Source organism: Anaerohalosphaeraceae bacterium (assembly GCA_035378985.1).
GTDB lineage: Bacteria > Planctomycetota > Phycisphaerae > Sedimentisphaerales > Anaerohalosphaeraceae > JAHDQI01.
In genome coordinates this window covers 190,167-202,055 of the sequence record DAOSUR010000001.1, presented here as the reverse complement: position 1 = coordinate 202,055, position 11,889 = coordinate 190,167, and the positions used below count along the sequence as shown (strand labels likewise).

8 protein-coding genes and 1 tRNA gene are annotated in these 11,889 nt (G+C 53.6%); 7 read left to right on the top strand and 2 right to left on the bottom strand.

Features of this window, described 5'->3' with window-relative positions:
* The first annotated feature begins 8 nt into the window (after positions 1-8).
* Together PKY88_00965 and PKY88_00960 are read left to right on the top strand one after the other, a co-directional pair.
* Positions 9-1,742: an immunoglobulin domain-containing protein gene (locus PKY88_00965; GenBank protein HOQ03771.1), complete on the top strand. Its 1,734-nt coding sequence runs from the start codon at positions 9-11 to the stop codon at positions 1,740-1,742.
* Between the two features lie 515 nt (positions 1,743-2,257).
* Positions 2,258-3,094 carry an NYN domain-containing protein gene (locus tag PKY88_00960; protein HOQ03770.1) on the top strand — a complete coding sequence of 279 codons (837 nt, stop codon included), beginning with the start codon at positions 2,258-2,260 and terminating at the stop codon, positions 3,092-3,094.
* A gap of 16 nt (positions 3,095-3,110) precedes the next feature.
* On the opposite strand, the gene PKY88_00955 is transcribed toward PKY88_00960, so the two are convergent.
* Both PKY88_00955 and PKY88_00950 read right to left on the bottom strand, forming a co-directional pair.
* Positions 3,111-5,462 carry a TonB-dependent receptor gene (locus PKY88_00955; protein HOQ03769.1) on the bottom strand — a complete coding sequence of 784 codons (2,352 nt, stop codon included), beginning with the start codon at positions 5,460-5,462 and terminating at the stop codon, positions 3,111-3,113.
* Between the two features lie 17 nt (positions 5,463-5,479).
* Positions 5,480-7,891 carry a TonB-dependent receptor gene (locus PKY88_00950; protein ID HOQ03768.1) on the bottom strand — a complete coding sequence of 804 codons (2,412 nt, stop codon included), beginning with the start codon at positions 7,889-7,891 and terminating at the stop codon, positions 5,480-5,482.
* Positions 7,892-8,084: 193 nt separating this feature from the next.
* On the opposite strand from PKY88_00950, the gene PKY88_00945 reads away from it, so the two are divergent.
* From PKY88_00945 to PKY88_00925, 5 genes are all read left to right on the top strand, one after another.
* The gene (locus PKY88_00945) at positions 8,085-8,495 is read left to right on the top strand and encodes a secondary thiamine-phosphate synthase enzyme YjbQ (protein HOQ03767.1); all 411 of its coding nucleotides are present in this window, start codon (positions 8,085-8,087) and stop codon (positions 8,493-8,495) included.
* An 81-nt stretch (positions 8,496-8,576) separates the two neighbouring features.
* Positions 8,577-8,648: transfer RNA gene (locus PKY88_00940), tRNA-Gly, on the top strand.
* A gap of 240 nt (positions 8,649-8,888) precedes the next feature.
* Positions 8,889-10,433 carry a trigger factor gene (gene tig, locus PKY88_00935; GenBank protein HOQ03766.1) on the top strand — a complete coding sequence of 515 codons (1,545 nt, stop codon included), beginning with the start codon at positions 8,889-8,891 and terminating at the stop codon, positions 10,431-10,433.
* 114 nt (positions 10,434-10,547) lie between these two features.
* Positions 10,548-11,201 carry an ATP-dependent Clp protease proteolytic subunit gene (locus tag PKY88_00930; GenBank protein HOQ03765.1) on the top strand — a complete coding sequence of 218 codons (654 nt, stop codon included), beginning with the start codon at positions 10,548-10,550 and terminating at the stop codon, positions 11,199-11,201.
* 28 nt (positions 11,202-11,229) lie between these two features.
* Complete coding sequence (locus PKY88_00925) at positions 11,230-11,874, top strand: ATP-dependent Clp protease proteolytic subunit (GenBank protein ID HOQ03764.1); 645 nt, start codon at positions 11,230-11,232, stop codon at positions 11,872-11,874.
* The last annotated feature ends 15 nt before the right edge of the window (positions 11,875-11,889 follow it).

The window sequence follows — 11,889 nt, the reverse complement described above, 5'->3', positions numbered from 1 at the left end:
TTTTAAGAATGAGACAAATAAAAAGAAAATGCCTGCTGATTCTTTTCCTGCTTATTGGATGGCCGGTTTGCGGTGACTCTTTGTTTGATAACTTCGAAGGCTATCCGACAGGATCTCTGCCTTCTCCCTGGATTGTGACCAGCGGCAGCCCCATCGTGGCCCAGGAAAGCGGCGGCAATCGGTATATGGAAAGCTACGGCAGTTATCGGGGGCTGGGGGGATTGGCCGTTCCCGCCGCCGATACGGAAACGACGCTTTTTTTCCGTTTGTATAAACCAGCCGGTACGGAGCCGGACTGTTCGGTGGGCTTAAGCTACCTGGCGGCCCCGACGGGAGATTGGAATGATTTTGAGTGTTATGTCGTGGTGGTCGGCGGAGAACTTCGCGCCCGCAACGGTACCGTTAATACGGCGATTCTGAATCCCTTTTCGGCAGGGGTCTGGTACAACATCTGGCTGGTTATCAACAATCTGAACAATACCTATGATGTATATGTGACGACCGGTCAGAATGCAGCAACCGCCGCAGACCGGCGTGCCGATGATTTTGTTTTTCGCAACAGCACCTCCGGCCCGCTTCAGTCGTTTAAGGTGTACGGCCGAGGCACCGGCTACGGCCCGGTTCGTGTGGATGATATTTATCTTTCCGCCGGGACGCATCTGACGCTTCCATATCTGAATACCGGCCTTCCTGTTATTTTGACGAATCCGAATTCCGTTCAGGTTCGCGAAGGGCAGCCGGCTGTTTTTGAGACAACTTTTACAAGTGAAACTGCTCCGGTTGTTCAGTGGTTTAAGAAAGGTCTTCAGCAGGATGAGCCCGTAGGGGCCTCCTTGCCGAATGTGAATATTGAACTGTTCGCAAATGGTCAAACGTACACCTCACGCCTGACCCTAAACCCTGCTGCGTTTTCTGATGCAGGGTTGTATTATTGCCGAATCAGCAACGGCTCCGGGTTTTCTGTAAACAGCACGTCAGCCCGTCTGACGGTGGAGGGGCTGCTGGCGCACTGGACGCTGGATGTGTCGGATTATGCGGACGGGATGTATGTGGACACCGTATCCGGACGTACGGCATCGGTTTGGGGGGTTCCGGTGTTTGTGGAGGGGGCAGACGGGCAGTCGCTGGGGGCGGTCCAAATCAATGCGGATTCGGGCTGGGCGGTGACGGAGCCGCTGGACTTGACAGGCGGGACGGGTGCGATGACGCTCAGTCTGTGGGCCCAACGGCCGTCCGGCATGTCTTTGGGGTCGGATGTTCAGATGGAGACCTGGCCGCAAGGGACGCTTTTGTCTGTAGAGGACGGTTTGTCTTCGGGAGGCCGCTGGCAGCACATTTGTGTAGTTTACACAGGCACATCGGCCCGGGTTTATGTGGATGGAGTGTTTCGGACGGAAGGGCCGTATGTCTTGCCGTCGGATACGACGGCTCAGCTGACGCTGGGCGGCTGGATAGGGGGTGTGGAGATATTTGAAGGGCGTTTGGATGATGTGCGGATTTATAATTACGGGCTGAGCGAGGAGGAGGCTGCAGAGGTTTATTATGAGATGACAGGGGTGGGGGTTTGTCTGTTGGGTCATACGAGCGAGTATGATTTAACGGGCCCGGCAGGGGCGCCGGATTGTGTGGTGGACCTGTATGATTTGGCGGTGTTTGCCTCCGTCTGGCTGGAAATGTATACCCTGCCTGACTTGGCCGGCTTGGCTGCTCAATGGGAAAAAATCTATTTCTATCCAAATTAACTCCTTTGTGTGTTTAGCAAAAAAAGGAAATTAGTAAAACCTCCGCAAGTTAAGTTGGTGGCATTTTTTAAAAACAGAACTTTCTTATCTTGTTTTAATTTGTGAAAAATTTATTTTTTTGTTGACGATAGCTTTTTATAAGAATATATTTAAAAAGGTGGGGAGTAAAACTGCATGGTTCCTTCTCATTAGGGTCTGAAGGGGGCTAAAGGCTTCATAAAATGGGTTTTTAGCCGCAGAGGGAAGGCAGTTTAACTGGACTTTTTCCAGGATACTGCCGATAAAAGAGCAGATTAAAGGAACTTTGGCAAGTTTATGAACTCCAAGGGCGAATGCCTTGTATAATACTTAGCAAATTTCTTCTCATCACCCTCCTCCGAAGCCAGATTCCCAAAAAGGGGTCTGGCTTTTTTCTTTACAAAGGGAAAAAAGATACCGTTGGACTAAAATGGTTGGAGTTGTACAATGCGTATCGGCTGAAAGCGTGATTATCAGATTTTTTTAGGGGTTTTTGGATGTCGGGACAAGACAACAGTTTGAAAGTGGGTGTATATGTCGATGCCGCCTATGTTTATAAAAACGGCGGCCGAGGAATGCAGTACAATATCCTTCGGGAATTTGCCTGCCGGGAGGGGGCGCAGGTGATTCGTCTGAATGCCTATGTAAGTTTTGATGCAGACCGTGCGCACGAGGATGCCGTTTTTGGAGCAAATGCAAGAAAATTCCACTCTTTTTTGCGGGACCTTGGTTATAAAGTTATCATTAAGGAGGTTAAGTGGTTTGTGGATGACGAAACCGGCGAGCGGTTCGGCAAGGCCAATGCGGATATGGATTTGGCGACCGACCTGCTGATTCAGTCAGAGCAGCTCGATAAAATTGTGCTGGTTTCCGGTGACGGGGATTTTGTTAAGGTAGTCAATGCCGCTCAAAATCGCGGCTGCCGGGTTGAAGTGATCGGTTTTGATAATGTCTCCGGTCGTCTCAAGGAGGAGGCGGACCAGTATTTCTCCGGCTATATGATTCCCAATCTGCTGCCGACCAATACGGAAATTCCCTGGGGACAGATTGGTTCGGTCGTGCGCGGAACGTGCTCCTATTTCAACAAAGAAAAGGGGTTCGGCTATCTTCGGTATTTGAAGGAAATCTCTCCCTATCTGTGGATAACGGATATTCAGCGTTCAGGAAGTCCGTATGGGATGGCCTATTTTCGGGCCGGCAGCCTACAGAATGCCGCCGGTGTAGAACTTCCCAGCTATAACCATATTTTTGAGTTTGAACTGCTGCCGCCTCAGCGGGATGACCAGCTGCCGGTGGCAAACAATGTTCGACTTGTTTCCGTGATTCCTTATTGACAGGCACGGGAATCTGTCAGAAGCGGCAGGTGATAGAACCGGAAAAAGCCGTCGGCTGGATACGATAGTGTCCGGGCATCTGGTCATCAAACCCGACACGGCGTTTGTTCATGTCCTTGTCAAGCAGGCCCAGCAGATTGTAGCCGGTCAGGTGAACAGTTGTGTTTTTGCTCCACCGATACTCCAAACCCAAATTCAGATAAGCGCACGCCTTGAAAGGTTCTTTGAACGCCGTATCGTAATCCCAGTTGGGGAACAAGTGATTGCGGTAATCGGCCCAGTCTTGTCCGCCCGGATTTCCCCAGAGAATGCACAGGGTGCTGAAGAGTGTGGTTTTCTCATTTAGAATGTATTCGGCCTGAAGTTTGGTGGAATGGTTGTGCCAGTGAGCCAGGTCATTGCCGAAGCCGAAGGGGGCGACGGTGTACTGGCTCCACCAGGTGTACACGTCGGCCCAGTTGAAGGCTGGGGCATCGTTAATGTTGAGCAGTTTGGTGAAGCTGTGAGACAGATTCAGGTTCAGCCGGTCCTGCCGCCAGCCGCCTTCTAATTCGAAGCCCCATGTGCGCATCCTGCCGACCGTCTTGCTTCCCGTGCCGCCGGGGGCTCCGGAGTTGACATTCTCATCCGGAATCTCGGCCAGCACATCGCGGAACTGATACAAAAAGACGGAGACGCCGCCCCAGAGGTGTTCGTTGTGCTGCCGTTCGTACCGCCATTCGAGGGCATCTAATTTTTCCGAGGGGCTGTCCGTATCGTGGAGATGCTTGTCAATCCACATCTGGCCGGCGCTGTTGGTCAGATGAGAGCGGGATACCATAAACTTAAAGGTGTCTTTATCCGTCGGCGTATAGGTCAGCACTCCGCGGGGCGAAAACAGAGTATCGGTGTAAGGATGCCAATCCGCCCGTCCGCCCAGAAACAAAGTCCATTGCGGATAAAGAATCCATTGGTATTGGCTGAACAGGGCGTAGCTGTCGGTATTCCATCGCGGCACGTGCAGAGCACCCCACTGCTGGTATTTGCCGAAGGGCTGGATGCTGATGGGTGTATCACCAAACCGTTTGCCGAATTCATCGTGTGTCCATTGACCGCCGAATGCCAGTGAGTGGTTTGGATGCGGATTCCATTGAGCCGTGATGCGTCCAACCCATTCCTCTTCGGCGAAGGATTTCCACAGAAACGCCCGCTCCCAGTTGTCGTTGTCGTTGGCGAAACGGTCGAAACTTAATTCATAGCGGACCGACCAGTCGCTGCTGATTTCCTGGTCATAGGAGGCAGCCGCCGTGGCTTGAGAATACGTCAGTCCGTCATCCGGTGTCTCTCGCTGATCGAACCAGCGCAGGAAGTCAATCCACTGGCCGCCCTGGGTCAGGCGGGCCCACAGATTCAGTCCGCCGTCTGTGTATTGGCCGTACAGTTTCATTTTGGGCCGATCAAACGGCATTTCGTTGAGGTTCTTAAACCAGGTTTTGATGGGTTCATCTCCCGGATAGGGTCTCCAGACAAACCCGGGCGGTCCGCTTCGCAGCCAGACCGGTTCTTTGGTTCCCAGCACCGTCGGCGAATCGGCGGCGTCGGCCCCGTTATACTGGCTGGCACCGGCATAGAAGAAATATCCTCGGTCCGGGCCGGTTTGCTTGCCGAATTTGTATTCGAGGGTGCCGAATTCCTCCACGAGTCCTCCGCGGACGGTCACCTGCTCCCCCTGGAAGGTTGCCGCACTGTCCGTGACGATGTGGATGACCATCGACTGGGCGCTGGGGCCGTACAGGGCGGAGGCCGGGCCTCGCAGGATGTCAATATGATGAATGTCGGTGAGCATCGGCAAATCCAGTTCGGTAATGGCCCCGACATCGGTCTTTTCGTTCATCATCCGGCCGTTGACCAGCACGACAAATTTGTTGCTTCGGTGGGCCAGAATCCCGCGGAGACCGAGGGTTTTCGGATGCTCGCTGGTAAACATCATCTGCAGGTTGGGTACGTACATTTCCAGCAGTTCGTACAAACTGCGGGCCTGGGAGGTTTGAATCTGCCGGCGGGTGATGGTCGTTATGGTATAGGGAGAAAGCCGCCGCGGCGTTTGCGTCAGAATGCCGGAGACAGGCAGGTCGGCTTCCGAACCATTGTCTTCTTGTACAGGGGGTTCGTCGGCAGGTGCTGAAACAGAGGAAGTGTTATCAATCTGCTGCCCCTTCAGCAGGGCCAGCTCCTGCCGCAGGGCCGCCAGTTCGGCTCGAATCTGCTCGGCCTGGGCCTGTTTGTCCGGCTCTGCCGCCCATATAGGCGAGGACGCCGCCAGACAGGCCAGTCCCGTCAGAAGCCGCAGGAGGAGGCAGGTTTCAAATTGTACAAGCCGATGTTTCATACCCTGTCATCCGCTCCTTAGAATCGATGCGTGAGCGTTACGCCGAACGAAACCGGCAGAATCCGGTACCGTCCGGGCAGCTGCCGATCAAAGCCGACCCGCCGCTTGTTCAGTTCCTCATCCACCAGCCCCAGCAGGTTGTAGCCCGTGAACGTCAGCGTGGTATTGGGACTCCATTTGTATTCAGCCCCAAGGTTCAGATAAGCACTGGCCTTAAAGGGTTCTTCAAAGCCGGACAGATAATCCCAGTCCGGAAACATCTGGTCTCGATAATCGGCGGCATCCTGTCCGCCCGGCGAACCCCACAGGACGCAAAGCGAGCCGTTCAGAAGCCATTTTTCATCGTATTGATATTCCGTCCGAATCTTGCTGGTGTGGTTGTGCCATTGAGCTAGGTCGTTTCCGACTCCGAAGGGAGCGGCGCTGTAGTTGTGCCAGAGAATGCCCGGTTCGCCTTTCATCTCAATCAGTTTGGAAAAGCTGTGAGACAAATCGACTTTGAGTTTTTTCCCTTTCCAGCCGGCCTCCAGCTCCAGCCCCCACAGTTTCATATCGCCCACGACTTTGGTGCCGCTGCTGGTGCCGCTGGAAACTTCTGATGTGTCTCCCAAAATGCCGGGCATGTCATAAAAGAAAACCGACCCGCCCATCCACAAATTGTCAGAATGCTGCCGTTCATACCGCAGCTCGTAGGCGTTCAGCTTGTCCACGGGGCTGGTCATATTCAGGTAGTTGTAGTCAATCCACATCTGGGCGGCGGAGTTGGTCCGCACGGAACGGGAGGCCATTAGTTTAATGGTATCCTGCTTGCTTGGAGTCAGAATCAGCACACCTCGCGGGGAAAACATCGTGTCCGTATAGGGATGCCAGTCCAGCCGGCTGCTGACGAACACCGTCATCAGGTCATTGATGTTCCATTGGTATTCGCCAAACAGGGCGTATGTGTCTGTGCTCCACTGCGGCATATAGCCGACCCAGTTGGCCGGATTTGGATCGGTCCGGTTGGGAGGATAGTGGAACATAAACGGCTGATTGCTGACGGCCTCTCCGGACAGGGAAAGTCCGAACCGTTCATGAGACCATTCCGTCCCGAAGGCCAGCGAGTGGTTCTGAGCCGGATTCCACCGGGCCAGAATCCGTCCGTAGATTTCGTCCTCGGCGTAGCGTTTGCGGAAGGTGGCCTGTTCAAAGTTTTCGTTTTCATTGGTAAAGCGGTCATAGCTGAGGACATACCGCAGAGACCAGTCGGAGTTGATTTCCTGGTCATAACTGGCCTGCATTGTGGCCTGCGAATAGACAATACCCTCTTTGGAAAACATCCGCACATGCCACCAGTCATCCCGCGGAAAATCGTGCCAGGCGGTAAAATCAATCCATTCACCGCCCTGGGTGTAGCGGGCCCATAAATCAAATCCGCCCCGGGTATATTGAGCAAACAGCTTCATCTTGGGCCGCTCAAACGGCATTTGGTTGAGGTTCTTGAACCAGTCCTTGACCTGTTCAGTCCCCTGATAAATCTTCCAGTTCCAGGTGGAGATGTCATCCAGCAGCCACATCGGCTCTTCCGTGCCGAAGACCATCGGTGAATCCGCGGCATCTGCTCCGTCGTATTTGCTGGCACCGGCATACAGGAACAGGCCGCTGTCTTCACTGAGTTTTCGGCTGTGCTTGAATTCTCCGGTGGCGAAGCGTTCGACCGCGCCGGCCCGCAGCGTTGCCTCCTGACCCTCGAATGTTTTGTAGCTGTCTGTAACAATGTTGATGGTCATCGACAGCGCGCCGGGACCATAGAGGGCGGAACTGGGACCCCGCACAATGTCAATGTGATGAATATCTGTGAGCATCGGCAGGTCCAGCTCAGTGATAGCGCCCGAATCCGTCCGCTCATTCATAATGCGGCCGTTGACCAGCAGGAGAAACTTGTCATTTTGATGGGCTATAATGCCGCGAAGCCCTACCGCACGGGTTCGCTCCCGTGCAAAAATGATTTGCAGGTTCGGCACATACATTTCGAGCAGTTCGTAAAGACTTCGCGCTCCGCTGCGCCGGATCTGCTCCTGGGTGATGGTGGTAACCGTCGAAGGCGTCAGCCGCTGCGTGGTATGCGTGAGGGAAGCGGCGGTAGGAAGGGTAATCTCCATCAGTTGTTCCAGCGGCAGCTCAAAGAGGTCCACCTGGCCGTCGGCAGCCGATTTCTCATCGGCGGAGATGTCTGACGTCTGCAATTCGGGGGCCTGGGGGTCGATCGTTTTGAGCTGTTCTTCGAGGGTTCGAATGCGTTCTTCAATCTGGCGGATTCGCTCCTGCCGATGGATGTCTGATTCATCGGTCTGGGCTTGAACGATTGCACTGAAAGCAAACAGGAAAACAGCCAGCGTTCCGCATCCTCTTCCATGCAGAGAAACAGGTTTCTGCCCTTGCCTTCTCATATTCCCTTTCAGAAAAACCTGCCAAACTCTTCGGAAATCAAATAAAGCGGCTTTATGGGAAATACTTTCAAAATGGTTTGTAGGGGTTATATTTGTTGTAAGATTTGATAAAAACGATTTTTCTGTTTGAACAGGGTCCGATAACGCTTTTAATTCAGCGGGTATGATTCTAAAACGAAAGGGCGAAGATTTTATGAAAATTGTTCAGCAGACGATCTCAATATCCACGCGGCGCCGCTGTGAAATGGCGGACATCACAGAACAAGTGGCCGGAATCATTCGCGAAAGCGGGATTCAGAACGGCCAGGTGACCGTTTATACCCCGCATACGACAGCCGGCATTACGATTAACGAAAATGCCGACCCGGATGTCGTGCACGATATTCTTTTGACGCTGGAGGCCCTGGTGCCGGCGCATCGGGCCGGCTATCAGCACTCCGAAGGCAATTCCGATGCCCACGTGAAATCCTCTCTGGTCGGGTGCAGCGAGCGAATTCTTTTGGAAAAGGGCCGGCTGGTTCTCGGAACCTGGCAGGGGATTTATTTTTGTGAGTTTGACGGCCCGCGCAGCCGCAAGGTGATTGTTCAGGTTCTCGGAGAGTAAAATCTGTTTTTTACAAACGCGTTTTTTGAGAAAAAACTCTTTACAAACCGTGCTTTTTGTTTTATTTAATAGGGCGATTATGCGGGCGTAGCTCAGGGGTAGAGCGTCACGTTGCCAACGTGAATGTCGTGAGTTCAAATCTCATCGCCCGCTTTGAGGCCGGAAGGCCTGAATGTCTTATCGAAGACAGGGAAATCCGGGTGGGTTTCCTAAATCTTTTATTGACATAGCTTTAGCGAGTTATCGGCTAACACAATTTAGTCTGGCGCTGGTCGCTTAAGTGCTTGGAATCCTGCGGGAGCAGGAAGGATGGAACTTGAGGTCGGCGAAAGGATATTTCGGCGGCCGTTTTTGTTATAAGAGCAAGAAAAATAAAAACTTAGGAGTCCTCAAATGGCGGAAGAATCCAAGGATAATCAGCAAAACGAAACCCAAGATCAGCCCACAGTACCCAACGTGGTAAAAATCGAGGATATTGGTCCCTGTAAGAAAAAGGTTACCGTGGAGGTCCCCGAGGAGAAAATAAAAGCTCTTCTGGATGAAAAATATAAAGAACTTCGACAGGATGTCATTATTCCGGGGTTCCGAAGAGGCCGCGCTCCTATTCGTCTGCTTGAGAAACGATTCGGCACCGATGTCCGCAATCAGGTGAAACTTCAGCTGATGGCTGAATCTGCGGAGGCGGCTCTGAAAGACAATAAAGTGGATTACCTGGGCGATCCGGATATCAAGCACGAGGAAATCACCCTGCCGGACAGCGGTCCGCTGGTGTACAGTTTTGAAGTGGAAGTGCGTCCGGAATTTGAACTGCCCAATCTGGAAGGCATCGAAATCCGCAAGCCCAAGGTTGAAGTGACTGAGGAGAGCATCCAGGAGGAAATCGAATCCATGCGGAAACGTTCCGGGATGTGGGTGCCCAAAGAAGAGGCTGTGGAAGCAGGCGACCAGGTCATTGCCGATGTGATTGTGCATGTGGAAGGGGAAGAGGGACAGGACAAACAGGACAGCATCGAAATCTTTGTCCGCGACCCCGGTTTTGTGGCGGGGGTTCCGGTGGAAGGACTGGCGGAGCTGCTCCGTGGGGCCAAACATGGCGATGAGCGCACCGTTACAGTGGACGTGCCGTCCACCTATTTTAATGAACGCTTCCGCGGCAAGAAGGTTGACATAAAGATTACCGTCAAAGAAGTCAAGATGCTCAAGCCCGCTGAACTGAACGAGGAGTTTTTCAGCCGTTTCGGCGTCAGTACGCTCGATGAGCTCAAAGGGCGGGTTCGGGATTATCTGGAAACCGCCACGGAGCGGCAGGCCCGGGCGGCCATGGTGGACCAGGTTTATGCCTATCTGCAGAAGAACATCGATTTCGATCTGCCGGCGGATATGGCGGCCGATCAGTCTCTGGCTATCCTGCAGCGGCGCTATGTTAATCTGCTGATGCAGGGCGTTTCCAAAGAGGAAATCGAGCAGCAGATGGACCAGCTGCGGGCCAGCTCCGACCAGCAGGCCAAAGAACAGCTGAAGCTGTTTTTCATCATGAGCAAGATTGCCGACCAGTTCGGCATCGAAGTAACGGAAGAGGAAATCAACGGTCATATTGCGGCCGTGGCGGCCCAGCGAGGTCGGCGGCCGGAAAAGATGCGGGAAGAGCTGGCTCGAGACGGCTCGCTGGCCCAGTTTGCTCTGCAGGTGCGAGAACAGAAGTGCATCGAGAAGATTCTCGAGAAGGCCAAAATCATAGAGACCGAAGAAATTCCCGCCCCTGCAGCGGAAGAGGTCCACAAGCCCCGCAAGCGGGCGGAAAAGAAGACGGAAGGAAAACACGAGGCTGCCGCTAAAAAGGAAGAAAAAGAAACGGCGGAAAAGCACAAGAGCCGCGAAGAAACGCAGGCCAAACGCAAACCCAAAGCCGCCAAAAAGGACCAGAAAGAGGAAAAGTAGGGCGGCGGATTGTCCGATATAGTCGTCGTTCCGGCAGGTCTTCCGGGCCTGCCGGAGCGGCGTTCGTCCGATAGAAAAACAGCTGGAACCTTCAAAAACAAGAACAGGATGGAAATGATGCTGTATCCGCTCAACCAGTCAGAGCCGCAGCGGCCGTTTGCCTTCGACCCGCACCTGCAGGGACCGGGTTATCAGCGCACCCGCGAAATGACGCTCGACGACCTGCTGCTGGAAAACCGGATTGTGTTTATGATCGGGGAGATTTCCTACCGGCTGGCCACCGAAGTGATTATGAAGCTGCTGTACCTGGACAATCTGAAGCGCGGCGTGGAAATCAGTCTGTACATCAATTCTCCGGGCGGCAGCGTGGACGACACGATGGCCATCTATGATACAATGCGGTTTATCGGCTCTCCGGTGGCGACCTACTGCATCGGCCGGGCCCAGTCGGGAGCGGCGGTGATTCTGGCAGCGGGCACCAAGGGCCGGCGGTATGCCCTGCCGCATGCCAAAGTGATGCTTCATCAGCCCTGGGGCGGCGTCAGCGGACAGGCCGCCGACATCAAAATCCAGGCCGAAGAGATTCTGAAGGCCAAAAAGATGATTAATGAAATCCTGGCCTTTCACACCGGACAGCCCGTCGAGAAAATCGCGCAGGAAACCGAACGCGACAAGTATATGACCGCTCAGGAGGCCAAGGAATACGGTCTGATCGATGATGTGCTTCAGGAGCATCCGGAAGAGAAAAAGCAAAAACCGGTCCTCTGAAATCTTTCTACTCATCCGTGAGGAATCTATGCGAGTCAATCAGAATCTTGTCCCGATTGTGATCGAGAAAACCGGCCGCGGCGAGCGGGCCTATGATATCTTTTCCCGCCTGCTGAAGGACCGGATTATCTTTCTGGGCGGCCAGATTGAGGATGAAGTCGCCAACCTGATTATTGCTCAGATGCTCTTTTTGAGCAATGAGGACAGCGAGGCGGATATTCATTTTTATATCAATTCTCCCGGCGGGGTGATTACGGCGGGTCTGGCGATTTATGATACGATGCGGTTCCTGCGGTGTCCTGTCGCGACCTATTGTGTCGGTCAGGCCGCCAGCATGGGGGCGGTGCTTTTTGCGGGGGGGACATCGGGAAAACGGTTTATTCTGCCCAACAGCCGCGTGCTCCTGCATCAGCCGCTGATTTCGGGAGTGATGACCGGAGCGGCCACCGATATTGAAATTGAAGCCAAGGAAATCCTGCGGCTGCGCACACGGCTTTATCAGATTTTGTCGTTCCACACCGGCAAAACTCCGGAACAGATTGAAAAGGACTGCGACCGCAATCTCTGGCTGGAGGCCGAAGAGGCCGTGGCGTATGGTCTGGCGGACAAAATCCTCCAGAAGGCCCCGGCGGTTCTGCCGAAGACCAAAACGGAGTCGGACGAAGCCGACTAATGCTTCGGAAAGGGC

Coding starts and splice junctions, on each gene's coding strand:
- PKY88_00965 (HOQ03771.1), top strand. CDS start 9: ATGAGACAAATAAAAAGAAAATGCCTGCTGATTCTTTTCCTGCTTATT.
- PKY88_00955 (HOQ03769.1), bottom strand. CDS start 5,462: ATGAAACATCGGCTTGTACAATTTGAAACCTGCCTCCTCCTGCGGCTT.
- PKY88_00925 (HOQ03764.1), top strand. CDS start 11,230: ATGCGAGTCAATCAGAATCTTGTCCCGATTGTGATCGAGAAAACCGGC.
- PKY88_00950 (HOQ03768.1), bottom strand. CDS start 7,891: ATGAGAAGGCAAGGGCAGAAACCTGTTTCTCTGCATGGAAGAGGATGC.
- PKY88_00930 (HOQ03765.1), top strand. CDS start 10,548: ATGATGCTGTATCCGCTCAACCAGTCAGAGCCGCAGCGGCCGTTTGCC.
- tig (HOQ03766.1), top strand. CDS start 8,889: ATGGCGGAAGAATCCAAGGATAATCAGCAAAACGAAACCCAAGATCAG.
- PKY88_00945 (HOQ03767.1), top strand. CDS start 8,085: ATGAAAATTGTTCAGCAGACGATCTCAATATCCACGCGGCGCCGCTGT.
- PKY88_00960 (HOQ03770.1), top strand. CDS start 2,258: ATGTCGGGACAAGACAACAGTTTGAAAGTGGGTGTATATGTCGATGCC.